The sequence below is a fragment of the Maribacter sp. PR1 genome (genome assembly GCF_028464145.1).
Classification (GTDB): domain Bacteria; phylum Bacteroidota; class Bacteroidia; order Flavobacteriales; family Flavobacteriaceae; genus Maribacter.
In genome coordinates, this window is the sequence record NZ_JAQPCG010000002.1 from 161347 (window position 1) to 175111 (window position 13765).

The window sequence follows — 13765 nt, forward strand, 5'->3', positions numbered from 1 at the left end:
AATGAAGAAAAAAACAAAAACGATGATACGATGACAAAATGATGACGGAGGAACAAGCAGTATTTATAAGGCCTCCCAGAGGTTTGTCATCAAATCATCAAAAATCGATTAAAAACAGAACCATGAAAGAAAAAAGATTGGACTGCGAAAAAGCCCGCAACATTGACATCGTTTCCACGCTGGCCAATTTGGGGCACTTTCCAGTCCGGAAAACGGAAAAAGAAGCTTGGTTCCTCAGTCCATTGCGGAAGGAGACCCAAGCCTCTTTCAAGGTATCGTTGAAACAGAACTACTGGATAGATTTCGGGACCTTCGAGGGAGGCAGTACCATTGATTTGGTGATGAAAATGGAGAACTGTTCCGTAAAGGAGGCATTGGAACGATTGTCCGGGAACACGGACCATTTTTCTTTTCACCGGCAACCCGTTCCCAATGAAAAGAAAGATGGTGAAAGCCAAATTGAAATCATCGAGGTAAAGGAAATCGAACACCGGGCCCTGCAAGACTATCTGCAGTCCAGAAAGATCTCGACCAAGACCGCAAGAAAACTTTGCAAGGAGGTCCACTATGAAATAGGTGGTCGAAAATACTTTGCCATCGGACTGTGGAACAGGTCCGGGGGCTGGGAGCTGCGAAACAGCTATTGGAAGGGGTCCACCTCGCCAAAGGATGTTTCGATGATGGTGAAGGGATCAAAGAAATTGGCCATTACGGAAGGCATGTTCGATATGCTCACCCTAATTGAGCTGAAACCGGATATCGGGAACAGCCATGATCTTTTGGTATTAAACACTACGGCCTTCGTAAAACGGATGATCACAGAAATAGGGGAATATGAAAATGTGGAGCTGTTTCTTGATAGGGACAAAACGGGACTGGGGATGATGGATCTGTTATTGGAAAAATGCCCGAACAGTAGGGATATGTCATTTCTCTATGAGGGTTTTAAGGACATGAACGAATGGAAGGTAAAAAGCGGGAAGGATGAAGTTCGGCAACGAATTCAAGATGTGTCATTGTCATGACAAATCTTGCTTTGGCTCCCGAAGGTCGCAAAAGATAAAGTAAAAATGAAAAAAGAGTTCGTCCAGTTCCGATGCTCGGTCTACGAGAAGAAACTGCTAAAGGTAAAGGCCCGTAAGAGCGGCCTTTCCATCAGTGAGTACTGCCGACGTGCGGCCTTCGAAGACCGGATAGTGGAGCGGATGACCGACGAACAGATAGAGGCCTATAAGCTATTGGTCAAATACCAGCGGAATTTCAAATTGATCACCAACATGTTCCGAAAGCGGAACCCCAGATTGGCAGAGGAAACTGCCCAATTGGCCAAGGAGATACGACAACACCTTTTAAGCTTCAGGAAATGATAGGCATGGGAAAATCCATATCGCACACCGCAGCCTCCATGAGCTACGGAATGAACCAGGAGAAGGAAGCCGAGATCATCCACAGCCAATATCTGGCCGGGGAGACCCCAAGGGAGATCACCGAGGAGTTCAGGATCATCCAAGAACAGAACGAGCTTTGTAGGAAGAACACGCTCAGCTTTGTGCTAAGTCCCACCATCGAGGACGGCAGGAAACTGGAAAGGGAACGACTCAAGGAAATGACCGAGCGGTTCCTCAAGGAAATGAACCTCAAACAGCACCAGGCCGTTGCCTTTGTCCATAGGGACAAGGAACATGTGCACGTCCATCTGTATGCCAACCGGATAAACTTTCAGGGTAAGGCCTACAATGACAGCTTCATCGGAAAGCGGAGCCAGCAAGTGGCCGAGCGGGTGGCCAGACAGATGGACCTGACCACGGTAAGGGAGGTACAACAGGAAAAACTGTACAGGATACAACATATCCGCGCTCAAATACAGAAGATCCATGAAAAGGTCATGGGCAAGGAACGGCCAAGGGGTTTTGACCAGTATATCAAATCAATGGAGCAGAACAATGTAAAGGTCATCCCGAGCATCAACAGACAGAACCAATTGCAGGGCTTCCGTTTTGAGTACAAAGGAACGAACCTCAAGGGAAGCGAAGTACACCGATCCATGTCCATGGGAAGGATAGCGGGCCAAATGAACTTTGAAAAGGAAAGGGCACAGCGGATCGCCAAGGACAAAAGCATGGAGCTTTTGGGCAGGGCAGTGAATGTCCCGACAAGTCTGACCCAGACCATCATAAAGAAAACCATCAAGCTGGCTATCAAGTTGGTCAGGGACACCGGAATAGGAATCTAAATATAATACTATGGCAAAACTGGATGAAATAGCGGAACTGTTGACCGAGGAGATCAACGGGTTTGAGAAGAGCATTGGCAGATTGGAAAGGGTACATGAAAATTTGCGGAACCTTCCGTTAAAACCCGACACCACTGAGATAAATGCGCTTCTAAAAAAATGCGGTAACAATCAAAGAAGGATGGTTGAGGAACAGCTAAGACTGATGCAAAGGATCCTTCACAAGGTGGAGCGGTCCATTATGTTACCAAGTTGGGCCATTAAATTTTTATGGGGATTGTTGGTCAGTGTTCTATTGGTCCTTGGTTTTTCGGTCTTTCAGTTATCAAGGTTATCCAAGAAGGAAGAGGCTGCATTTGGAAAAGGACGGGACAGTACCATGGGACATTTTGAAAGATTCTTTGACGAGAGCCCTCAGGTAAAGGAGCTCTACCTCAAATGGAGGGAGGAAAATGGCAAAAAGTAGGGCAGCGCCCTATCCTATTTTTGATTGACGCTTATCTTCCCGAACACTACAAAAATAGGCCAGGGTCCACGCGCTGAAGTTGAGGTAAGGATTTGGGGTAAATTATGTTAAAAAGTGTCTTTAAATAAACCACTAATAGTTCACAAATTATACTTCAAATTTGTTTCATACGAATCTTTTCGTAACTTTGTTCGACCTAGTTTAAATGACTGATGTAGTGAAAAATACCCCAACAAAATCCGAACTCGAAATCCTCCAAGTATTGTGGAAACTTGGCCCTTCAACTGTTCGGCAGGTAAACGATGAAGTCAATAAGGAAAGGGATGTAAAGTATACATCCACTTTGAAGCTCATGCAGATTATGATTGAAAAGGAAATTTTGGAGAGGGATGATAGCCAAATGAAGCATGTGTACAAACCCATTGAAGAAGAGCAAAAAACCAAGGGTCATATGCTTAATAATTTTGTAAAGAATTTTTATGGAGGATCTGCCAGTAAATTGATTATGCAGCTCACCGGAAACAAAAAAACATCCGAAAAAGAGCTTAGGGAAATAAAGGAGATTTTGACCAGATTGGAAGAAGACAACAGTTCTACAGACCGTTGAAAGGTATTTTACAAATAAGAAATGAATCCGGATATAATTCTTAACGCTATTTACAAAACCCTTCTTCACTCCTTATGGCAGGGGGGGTTGTTAGCAATTGTTGGCGGTCTGATTATTTTTTTTGGGAAACATCTTAAACCTTCAATTAAGTATTTGTTGCTCACTTTTTCACTTTTCCTTTTTCTAGGAGGCACAATCTACACCTTCTTAAGCGAATTGAATCAGACCAATCGTTTTCTTTCTGAAAAGGCATACCCATCCTCAAAAACTTTGCTCGAACCCAGTTTAAAAGGCGAGGAAAATTTATTGGTTTCGGTTGCCGATAAAGTATATACTTTGTACGATTATTATTTGGCACATTACGATAGGGTATTCGTATTTATCTGGTTCATTGTTTTATGTTTTAAGGTGGCATTGATGTCTATCGATGTTTTTCATATTCGCAAGCTTCAAACAACAAAGATCAAACTCGTTGATTCCAAAATTGAAAAAATTCTTTTATCCCTTAATGATAGGTTAAGTCTGAAAAAAAGTATCGGAGTTTTTGAATCAGCAATAGCAAAAACACCTTTGGTAATAGGCGCCTTAAAACCAATAATACTTCTTCCTGTGGGGTTGGCAACATCGATGACCATTGAACAAATTGAAGCAATTATGGCCCACGAAATGGCCCATATCAAGAGAAAGGATTTTTTGGTAAACTTGATCCAATCGGTAATGGAGATTATCTTCTTCTTTAACATACCAGTACTTTGGGTTACATCTTTGATTCGAAATGAAAGAGAACTATGCTGTGATGATATTGCTATAAACATAACGGGCAACAAAATAATATATGTCAACACGCTGGTTGAATGTATTGAATACAGACCACCTATCTATGGCATAGCCTTTGCAGGGAACAAAAACTTACTTTTGAAAAGGGTAAAGCGTATTTTGAGCATACAAAAACCCTCGTTAAACTCTTTTGACAAGCTATTTATTGGCCTATGCCTAGTCTGCGCAATTTTTTTAACAAGTATACTTGGTACGAAACCAACCAACGGAAGCAACCACTACTTTTTTAGTTCCTTTATTGATGGTTCAAAAGCCTCTAAGGACGTTGACAGGGTAAATTCCAATGCAATAATCGAACAATTAAAAAAATCAAATATAATTTCTGATTTGGGAAATTTTTCGGTCAAGATTACAAACTATGCTCTTTATGTCAATGGGAATAAACAGAGCGAAACACTTCATAGACAAATATTGAAGGACTTTGTAAAGGATTATCAGTATAGACTACACTTCACCACAACCGTAAAAAGCGGATCCGATTAGTTTGTACCTTACTATTTATGAATACTATTGGTCTAAATCAAATTAGTGCTTAACACGATTCTTTTCATCTTCAGCCCCTTTCGATTGATGTCTTGGTTTGCTTGAAAACTCCTTACCCAACCGAAGACGATAGCTTATAAGAATCCTTCGTGTATCCCCTAAATTTTTATATCGGGCATCAGTACTGTCCAGATTTCTAATTTCCCCTCTGTTTATATTTGTATATAGCAAATCACTTCCGGTAATACTCAAAAAGGACCTTTCACTTAGCTTTTTGGAAATCCCAATATTCAAGGCTCCTTTACTATTATATAAAAATTGCCCACTTGTTACTTTTGTTCGATAATTGCCATCCAATTGGATAACCCAATCCTTAGGCAGTTCAAAGGAACACAATCCCTGTAAATAACCGTTCGTACCTTTATGTTCCAATAAGCCATCATAGAAATTGCTTCTAATTCTAACGAAATCCAAAGAGCCATAGAATTGAAACCGAAGCCAATCGGTAACGTCGTAATTACCATCCAATGCAAAATTTATTAATTCCGTGCTACCAATATTCCCGGGGCGGCTGAAGTATAAACCATTCTCTATCTCGATAGTCTCATTAACCTGATTCTTGGAATAGCTATACCCCAAAGTTGCCGTGGTTCTTTTTTTCAGGATATAACTTAGCTCTACCTTGTTGGAAAAAGAAGGAAGCAGAAGTGGGTTTCCCACATAAAATGTGTACTTGTTCAGAGGTGTAATAAATGGGTTTAGGTCTTGATAATAGGGGCGGTCGATTCTTCTTCCATAATTAATCCTTAATTGATGATTCTCCAAGGAGTCAATTTTATACAGCGCAAAAAAAGTAGGGAATAGCCCGTCATATGACCTTCTGAAAACCGAGTCGGGTTTTACAACATTACCCAATTGATATCCTTTTGAGATTGTCTTTTCATATCTAAGTCCCAGTTGTAGACTGAGTTTACTATATTCTTTGCTCAAATTCACATATCCTGCATGAACATGTTCGTCATATAAAAATTGATTGGTCTTATCATAATCGGGAATCAAATCAGCTTCTATTTTTGAGAAATAATCGGCCGAATTATCTGTTTCGGTATAGGATGATTTAGTCCCTATTGAAAGTATCACGGCATTATTGAATGGATGGGTATAATCGGCCTTTGCGGATGATATTTTTAGTTTAGAACTTAGATTACCGATTAGAACTTCTTGGGAAGTCAGTTCATCTTGATTGTAATAAGTCCGGTCATCGAAGTTTTGTTCATTCCCGGTTTCATAAATAATATGGTCCAAGTCCACTCCAAGGCTGGGGCCATCTTCTCGAAAGTTATGCCTTAAATTTAAATTGATACTAGCATTGCTAAAACTTTCGTCCTCGCCGTTTCTGGTTGTGGTTAAAGAATCCAATACTCCGTTGGCATCGGTAAAAGTACTAGTTGAATTGGTTGTGCTTTCAGGATGTCTTGATATTCCCCCGACCACTATTCCCCAAGTTGTATTGTCCGTCTGATAAAAATCGGCACCTATCGTTGTCGTAAATTGATACCCTTTTCTCCTAATAAACGAGTACTGATCAAAATCTGTAAGCGTGTAACCGACTTCATCCTTGAAATTCCGATCAACATAAAAATTGACAAATCCATTTCTAGTGCCGTATCCAAAATTGCCGTAAACATTGATTTTATTTTTTCTGAAATTGAAGTTTAGACCGTCCCTGGTTTCACTGTATTTATGTTGTATAAGACTCAGGTTCAATCCCAAATTGAATCCGACGATGTTATTTCTTTTTGTCTTAATGTTGATAATGCCCGCATTGCCCGCTGCATCGTATTTTGCCGGCGGGTTCGTCATAATTTCGATAGCTTCCAAGGATGAACTCGGAAGTGAACTAAGGTAGCTAGCCAAATCAGCTCCGGAGAGGTAGGTAGGTTTATCGTCGATATAAACCGTTACCCCCGGTCTCCCTTTAAGGTTTATCCCACCGTTATCGTCCACCCTTAAGCCAGGTGATTTCTCCAGTACTTCCAATGCAGAGATGCCTTCATTGCTAATGACGGCATCAACATTAACCACAGTGCGGTCCATCTTTTGTTCTACCAATGGTTTTTTTTGAATTAGGACGACTTCTTCCAATTCAAGATTTTGATTCTCAACCACAAAATCATCAAGTTCTACATTGGTATTTATGGTGGTTATATGTATTGAATTCGGGAATTTTGTCATTCTCTCATAGAACGAAAAATATATCTCATAATCCCCAATCCTTATTTCTTCAAACTCGAATTTCCCGTTTATATCGGTTAACTCTATTTTCTCAATGTCGGTGGAGTCTCCTTGCTCTGATAGGGAAACATAACCCTCCAGTGGTGTGCCGTTTTCATCGACTACCCTGCCCTTTATGGTTTGAGCTTGAACTGCAACTATTTTTATAAAGTTAAGAACAAGAATTAGAAATACTATTTTTCGATAATCCATAATGGAATTGATTTTAGGGTAAATATTGAAAGGAATGCTTCATTTGAATATCAAGACGGCGATAAAATCAATCCGTTGAAACGGTATAGGTAAGTTGTAAGTGCCCTTTAGGATTTTGGACAAAGTTGTCAATGATATGACGATGGACTTTATCGGGTTGCCTTTTACCATCAATATGGAGTTCATCGTTGGTGAGTTCAATTTTATAATTCATCGGGTCACTTATCAAATGAAGTTTCTGTAGATACTCAATAACTTTTTCCCTTGATACCCGTGACATTTCTTGAACTTTGTCCGATGGGTCGGTATTGGTTGTTGACATATACTTTGTTTCAATGTCGTTTTCAGAAGTATATTTATTTTCCTTGCAGGACATATTGAACGACAGCATAAAAAGAAGTGTGAACGATAGAATGCTGACTAGTTTTGCTGTGAAATTTGATTTTGGGCTCCTAATCTTTCCCTTATACCGTGCAAAAAATGAACTGTTATTAAATTCTTGTAGTTTTTTCATGATGAATATTTTTAATGATTGTGAAATCAATAATTCAAAGGTACGATATTTTTCGTACGAAAAAAATATTATGATTTAAAAGGGGGTTGAATCATTATCTTCGAAGCAGATTTTCATGAAATTTAATTAGGAAATGGAGGTATGGAACTTGGCTTTAATGAACTTATTCTGGGTATAAGCCTATTTTTATAATTCCAATTAGGAATAAAACAGATATTGACGTGCGTTAAAATTTCTTTTGGAAACAAAAAAACCTCAATACATGGCGAGATTGAGGTTTGTTAAAATTAAAAGTAGGATACTCTTATTTATTCTTTAGAAGTTGTTCCAAATAACTGACCTTATCCTTTTCAGCTTGAACAAGTCGTTCATAAAGTTCTACAACCTTGTCCAGGGGGTTAAAATTTGGCTGAACATTGATTGCATTAATAGTAGAACTGTCGTTACTGGTAAAAGTATTTGAAATAATATTAAGAACATTTTCCTCGGAAAAATTCTCAATTCCTTCCTTGGTCACACCCAAGGCCTTGGCAATCTCCTCCAACTTAGCATCGTCCACCTTCTCGCTGTTCTCTATGTTGGAAACGGCCTGTTGGCTGATGCCCAGTTCCTCGGCCAGGGTCTCCTGTTTCATGCCCCGTAGTTCCCGGATGCGCCCTATCTTTCTTCCGATATGGTTCTTGGTCTTGGTCTCCATACCTCAAATATAATGTCTTTCCTACAATAATCCGATTGTAAAATACAAAACTGATTCAATAAAATACAAACGTCCGTGGTGGGGTATTTGGAAATGTGGCCTTAATATGATCGCTGATTCTCGAACCCTTTAAAACACGTTCCCACGACACATTACACAAACATACCGGAAAACTTTGAAAGAGCGGAGGAGCTGTCCGAACTGCTCAATGGCATCCTTAACATCATTACCATCGATAGGGCCTTTCTATCCAGAAAACAAAATGAGGGAAATACCGAATATTATTTCCTCACCCTTTTCGTGGATGTCAACAATGACCCGTTGCCCAACGAAATTCGTTCCCTAGTTGCAAAGAAAGGAAAGAAGCACCCGGATTTCAGGATAAGGGTCTACACGGAGAGCCAATCCGAAACAGGCCTTGAGAGGGGTTCACTCTATTTCCTGGAACATTGCTGTCTCGGGGAAAATGTCTTCGCCCATCCCGAGGGGGAGAACATCATGGATTTTTCGACAATGGCATACCGGAACCTCATGAAGAGGGCTTCCCGCTATCACAAATCTGAAATAGCAAAAGTAAATGCCTTTGCCAATACCGCGGACATACTTATCAAGGAAGGGGATTATGCCATTGCCACCTTCAACATGCACCAGGCCTTCGAACTTTCGTTCAGGTTCATCGAACAGATGTGCATCGGAAAGGGCATGGTGACCCATAGCATCATCAGCCATATCAACTATTGCAAACACTACTTTCCCACGCTACAACCCTTTGTGGAACCTTCGGGAACGGACGACAATGAACTATTGTTGCTGTTGGAACATGCCTACAGCGTTGCCCGTTACGGAAATGAGTTCGAGATCACAAAGCTACAGACCAAGGCCATCCATACCCAAATGAAGGATTTCATCCAAGAAGTAGAGTCCATTTTCCATAGGCACCTTGATCAGTGCAAGGACCAAATCGATAAGATTGGTAAGGATTTTAAGGAAGCGTTCCCGAAAGTGACCGAAAAAGCAGAAAACAACGAGGAGGTATCCTTACTCGAACAATTGAAGGAACTGGAAAAAATGCATTTCCATGCCCTGAAGCCCTATATCCCGGAAAGAGGACTCTATAGCACCGCACTCATAACGGAGGGATATGAAGAAACCTCCTTTATGATCTCCAATTTGATCAAGGTCTGTATCGTGGCGTTGGAAAATGAATATATCCCTACACGCGCAGTTGCCCGACCCCACCACAATGTAAGTGAGGTTCTTGGATATATCCTAGATCTTATCCCCCATGATGAAATGGATTTCCTGGACAAGGTCAGAAAACTGCTTTCGGAACAAAGAGCAGCGACAACCCAATAAATCCATTCACATGAAATCAAAGAAGAAAAGGTTAAAGACCTTGGCTGGTCACACAACTTTTATCCTTTGATTAAGGAGAGTTCTTGGATAAGGTGAACCGGTTAATAGAGCGAATCGAACTTTGAATCTATAATCATGTGGAGTTTTCATTCAGAGAGGTTGATGAAAAACTGCAATGATTGTGGCATATCAACATAAAGTTTATCTTTCGTACAAATAGAAGATTATTGAGAACAATTACTAATAACCTTATTTTTTACAACAAAGAATTTCAGCTAAATTCTTTTTGCTTACAGAAACAATATTTTATTAGACTGATTGTAATATTTATAGCGCAAATTAACTGTCTTTGGTTCGTTGTATGTCAACCATAAAATTTGAATGCTGGTTCTTAAAACATGATAAAATACCTTAGCTAATAATCTAAACCTTCGACCAATTAGGGTTATTGGAGGCCTACGCTGAAGCCAAGTCTTTCAAGATTAAACATTAGTTTCCGAGCAAGAAATCTTTTATATTTACAAGAAAAGGCTATATTTTATCGTTAGATAAACTAAAGGATAGGTGGTTGTAATTTTTAAACTTCTTCTATTTTTGCATCACTTACAGAGGGCATGGGACAAATTGATTATATAAAGGAAATTGCAAAATACGGACTGGAGAATGATCAAAAGAACTTGATGGATTCTCTTCAGAAAATTATTTCCTATTATAAAGATAGTAAGAGAATCAATATGGCCATGCAATTACAGTCACTTGTCAAGCATGCAAAACGCGAGTCAGGTCAATTAACAAGAGTAGGGACTAATCATTATTTCAATCAGCAAACTCAAAGGGAAATTGATGAATTGGTCATTGATAAGTTAAGGTCTGAATATCGATTAAAAGACTTAGTTATTGATGAAGATATTAAGAGGGAATTAAGTCATTTTATTAGAGAAAATTCGTCAGTTGATTTTTTACAGCAATTCAATTTGACCATATCGAATAAGTTGTTATTACATGGACCTTCAGGGTGTGGTAAGACTTTAGCTTCCTATGTGATAGCCGGAGAGTTGAATAAGCCCATGTATATTATCAATTTAGGGGCAATTGTCTCTTCTAAACTAGGGGAAACAAGTAAAAATCTAATGAAAATATTCCGAAAAGCGACTCAGGAAAGCTGCATAATTTTCATTGATGAATTTGATTCAATTGGAAAAGTGAGAGATTATAACCAGGATCATGGTGAAATGAAAAGAGTGGTCAATACAATTCTTCAATTGTTCGATTATCTTCCACCTACATCAGTAATTATTGCAGCAACAAATCAACAAAAAATGATTGATGAAGCCTTGGTCCGCAGGTTTGATTTAAATCTAAGATTTGAGTTGCCCGACACTTTGAAAATAGGGGAATTGATTAATCTGACCCTTAAAAATGGACAATTCCGTTTGCCAAAAGATGTTGATTTGAGCAATATTATTGAGATGTGTTCAGGTTTAAGCTATTATAGTATTCAGAAAACACTGATCAATGCAATTAAACGCACATTATTTAATCAGATAGATAATAAAAATATTGCCAAAGTTGTGAATACTAATATCTGGCTAGACTTGATACAACAAGAAAAGAGAACACTTCAAAAGAGCTAATTTTCAGTTTCAAGATTTGCTTCTCCGGAAATATCAATTTCTGGAATGATTGTTAAGTTATTGCATGCAAGCATTTCTTCATATAGATTATGTTCAGTTTCATTTTTGACTTCTTCTGTCACAGTAATTACAATTGAAAATGGATGCTCTGCAGTTCTATAGTGATGTAACAACTGAGAGTCTATATTGGACTTGCTTACGCACCGAACGGCAATGGCCATACTGCCATCTAGCCCAACAATATCAGATGGTTGCAGGCGGTACTCTTTTTTTTGGACGTTTGAAAACAAAGCATTTTCTAATCCATAATGATCCTCACTCCAAGAAAATCCACTCTTAATTTTATAATGATCAGCATTTCTTAAAGCAATATCAGTAACTCGTTTATTTTGAACAAGATTAAATCCTATATGTAAAGGAAGATAAGCTAAATGATTTCCTCTATCTGGAAGAAACTTAAAGGACATGGTAATATTTATTATTAATTTATTTTCTGCGGTTAACAAATATTCTGGCAGATTGATTGGAATTGCTATTAATTGATCATTTCGAATTATTTTTTCCAATACCATTATTATACTATTATCATCCGCCTCTAGACTATGAGCTTTGTTAGGTTTCCCAAACCCCACAAGCTTCTTAAGCAAAGGGTCTGTTCCAGCAAATTCGGGAAACTTACCACTTTTAAAATAGTCCGAACTATTTATTAATAGGGCCTTAATGGATTGCATATTAAGGCTTGGATAGGACTTGATTAACTCAGCAGCCATAGATGAAATCAATGGGGTAGATAAACTTGTCCCAGCTGTTTTAGTATAATAGTGCCCCGGGTTCGTTAAAACTTCAATTCCTGAATCTGAATGGTGTAGATCCCCTCCTTCGACTACTAAATCCGGTTTGTTTAAATATTTGTTCTTCTGGTGTTTTAATAAAGGTTTATTGTTAACGTCCCGATTATAATCATAATGTGATTTTCTGGAATAAAAAGCCGGATGGTCTGCAGATGGGGAGATATCCGTATGGTCATTCTGCTGATAATTTCCAGCTAAGGAGCCTATTGATAAATTATTTAATGATTCTGAAGGTACACATATATTAGTGTTCTCACAACGATGGACCGGTGAAGTTGAATTAGGACAATAAAAAAATGTTGGATAGTCATGGTCTTGATGGTAATCTGTAGTCAATAATTCTTGTAGCGAAACACTATCAAAATTACCTACTGATATAAAAATCAAAATATCCAAGCTATGAGACAATTTATCTAATTCATAGGCGAAATATGAGAATGTCTCATTGTAATTCTTTACCAAGGCCATTGTCAAGGACATATTGAAAATTCGGACGCCATGCTGATTGTTTGCTTGTCGAATAGCTTTGAGCATTGCAGGGAAATTAATGGCATCCGTATCATGGTGGAGTACTTTTATCGGCAATACTCGGCATTTCGCTTGGTATTCTTCTTGAACAGTGGCGGGCAATTCACTACCGAAAATGCAAAGTCCCGCGACCAGTGTTCCATGACCAGACTGATCTTGATCCGGGTGATCAGTGATGTTAATTGTTGGTAAAATAAGGCCTTCAAATGGTTCAATAGTATTAACACCCGTATCAATGACACCCACAATTGGAAGATTGTCTATAATAGTGGTTGTAAAACCATAGGACATTCGTAGTTCTCCAAAAGTACCAGGACGAACAGTCAAGGGTCGGGAACTAGTTATGGCCTGTACGACATCAAAATTGTCAGATATTTCATGAAGCTGCCCTTCAGTTAATTGATGAATAAAATATAAATCACCTGACTGATTAGAATCAAAGTTAATCCGTGCGTCATCGAGGTACTTATTCAAACGCTCTTGCTGAGTTATGGCAATTTTCTGGCTAGGGCTAACTAAATTAAATATTGCACCCTCGGTGGTTGGTACAATTATTCGATTATCAAGGAACTCGAAATGATCAATTAAGGCTATTAAATTAAAATCTTGTTGAGTATAAGGGACATCGGTATCTTGGTTATTGAGATAAGTTAAGTGTTCCTGAAATTGTTCAAAAGCTCCTTGATCAACTACTTCAAATAAAACTGACTTGTTAAAGGCGTTAAACGCTTGTGGCAATAACCCATACCGAGCATAAAACTTTTTTCTTAGGTCGTCGTTGTAAGGCACAAAAAAATGAATCCATAATAAATCAATATGAGAGGGGAAATTAATCGTTCGACGTTCATTTCGAGCTCCTATAGCCGCATCGTATTGTTGTAAATCTTGATAAAGACCTGCGATTCTTGCTCTATTGATAATTCGTTCTGCATCAGGGTTCTGATTGCTTGAAAAGCCCCGAGTTTTTTTAAATCCGTTATTCTCCTTTCCTTCATTTTGTAAATATGTATGTCTATTAGGCATATTCTTGCATCTTTAAATGAATCCAGTTTTATGGCAATTTCTAGAGAAA

The 13765-nt window shown here is 38.8% G+C and carries 12 protein-coding genes; 8 read left to right on the forward strand and 4 right to left on the reverse strand.

Annotated elements, in window-relative coordinates; genetic code table 11:
- Positions 1 to 122: 122 nt before the first annotated feature.
- From PP182_RS04345 to PP182_RS04370, 6 genes are all read left to right on the forward strand, one after another.
- Positions 123 to 1025, forward strand: a complete 903-nt coding sequence (locus PP182_RS04345) for a toprim domain-containing protein (protein ID WP_272650112.1) — start codon at positions 123 to 125, stop codon at positions 1023 to 1025.
- A gap of 6 nt (positions 1026 to 1031) precedes the next feature.
- A complete protein-coding gene (mbpA, locus tag PP182_RS04350) occupies positions 1032 to 1367 on the forward strand; it encodes a mobilization protein MbpA (protein WP_272650113.1) in 336 nt (111 codons plus the stop codon).
- A 5-nt stretch (positions 1368 to 1372) separates the two neighbouring features.
- A complete protein-coding gene (locus PP182_RS04355) occupies positions 1373 to 2233 on the forward strand; it encodes a relaxase/mobilization nuclease domain-containing protein (RefSeq protein ID WP_272650114.1) in 861 nt (286 codons plus the stop codon).
- 10 nt (positions 2234 to 2243) lie between these two features.
- A complete protein-coding gene (locus PP182_RS04360; RefSeq protein WP_272650115.1) occupies positions 2244 to 2699 on the forward strand; it encodes a DUF6730 family protein in 456 nt (151 codons plus the stop codon).
- A 217-nt stretch (positions 2700 to 2916) separates the two neighbouring features.
- Positions 2917 to 3306: a BlaI/MecI/CopY family transcriptional regulator gene (locus tag PP182_RS04365; protein ID WP_272650116.1), complete on the forward strand. Its 390-nt coding sequence runs from the start codon at positions 2917 to 2919 to the stop codon at positions 3304 to 3306.
- Positions 3307 to 3327: 21 nt separating this feature from the next.
- Positions 3328 to 4626 (forward strand): M56 family metallopeptidase, encoded by a 1299-nt coding sequence (locus PP182_RS04370; RefSeq protein ID WP_272650117.1) that lies wholly within the window; start codon positions 3328 to 3330, stop codon positions 4624 to 4626.
- A gap of 42 nt (positions 4627 to 4668) precedes the next feature.
- Here PP182_RS04370 and PP182_RS04375 read toward each other — a convergent pair whose 3' ends face one another.
- From PP182_RS04375 to PP182_RS04385, 3 genes are all read right to left on the reverse strand, one after another.
- Positions 4669 to 7113: an outer membrane beta-barrel family protein gene (locus tag PP182_RS04375; RefSeq protein ID WP_272650118.1), complete on the reverse strand. Its 2445-nt coding sequence runs from the start codon at positions 7111 to 7113 to the stop codon at positions 4669 to 4671.
- Positions 7114 to 7180: 67 nt separating this feature from the next.
- Positions 7181 to 7627 carry a hypothetical protein gene (locus tag PP182_RS04380; protein ID WP_272650119.1) on the reverse strand — a complete coding sequence of 149 codons (447 nt, stop codon included), beginning with the start codon at positions 7625 to 7627 and terminating at the stop codon, positions 7181 to 7183.
- Positions 7628 to 7931: 304 nt separating this feature from the next.
- On the reverse strand, positions 7932 to 8324 hold the full coding sequence (locus PP182_RS04385; protein WP_272650120.1) for a helix-turn-helix domain-containing protein: 393 nt from the start codon (positions 8322 to 8324) through the stop codon (positions 7932 to 7934).
- A 321-nt stretch (positions 8325 to 8645) separates the two neighbouring features.
- Between PP182_RS04385 and PP182_RS04390 the strand changes: the two genes are divergently transcribed.
- Positions 8646 to 9680 carry a HEPN domain-containing protein gene (locus tag PP182_RS04390; protein WP_272650121.1) on the forward strand — a complete coding sequence of 345 codons (1035 nt, stop codon included), beginning with the start codon at positions 8646 to 8648 and terminating at the stop codon, positions 9678 to 9680.
- A gap of 614 nt (positions 9681 to 10294) precedes the next feature.
- Positions 10295 to 11314: an AAA family ATPase gene (locus PP182_RS04395; protein WP_272650122.1), complete on the forward strand. Its 1020-nt coding sequence runs from the start codon at positions 10295 to 10297 to the stop codon at positions 11312 to 11314.
- Here the strand turns inward: PP182_RS04395 and PP182_RS04400 are convergent.
- Positions 11311 to 13716, reverse strand: a complete 2406-nt coding sequence (locus tag PP182_RS04400) for a S8 family peptidase (protein WP_272650123.1) — start codon at positions 13714 to 13716, stop codon at positions 11311 to 11313. The genes PP182_RS04395 and PP182_RS04400 overlap by 4 nt on opposite strands.
- Positions 13717 to 13765 lie beyond the last annotated feature (49 nt).

Excerpts from the sequence above, each read along its gene's own strand:
- PP182_RS04355 (WP_272650114.1), top strand. The coding sequence starts at position 1,373 with ATGGGAAAATCCATATCGCACACCGCAGCCTCCATGAGCTACGGAATG.
- PP182_RS04385 (WP_272650120.1), bottom strand. The coding sequence starts at position 8,324 with ATGGAGACCAAGACCAAGAACCATATCGGAAGAAAGATAGGGCGCATC.
- PP182_RS04345 (WP_272650112.1), top strand. The coding sequence starts at position 123 with ATGAAAGAAAAAAGATTGGACTGCGAAAAAGCCCGCAACATTGACATC.
- PP182_RS04400 (WP_272650123.1), bottom strand. The coding sequence starts at position 13,716 with ATGCCTAATAGACATACATATTTACAAAATGAAGGAAAGGAGAATAAC.
- PP182_RS04370 (WP_272650117.1), top strand. The coding sequence starts at position 3,328 with ATGAATCCGGATATAATTCTTAACGCTATTTACAAAACCCTTCTTCAC.
- PP182_RS04395 (WP_272650122.1), top strand. The coding sequence starts at position 10,295 with ATGGGACAAATTGATTATATAAAGGAAATTGCAAAATACGGACTGGAG.
- PP182_RS04360 (WP_272650115.1), top strand. The coding sequence starts at position 2,244 with ATGGCAAAACTGGATGAAATAGCGGAACTGTTGACCGAGGAGATCAAC.
- PP182_RS04375 (WP_272650118.1), bottom strand. The coding sequence starts at position 7,113 with ATGGATTATCGAAAAATAGTATTTCTAATTCTTGTTCTTAACTTTATA.
- PP182_RS04380 (WP_272650119.1), bottom strand. The coding sequence starts at position 7,627 with ATGAAAAAACTACAAGAATTTAATAACAGTTCATTTTTTGCACGGTAT.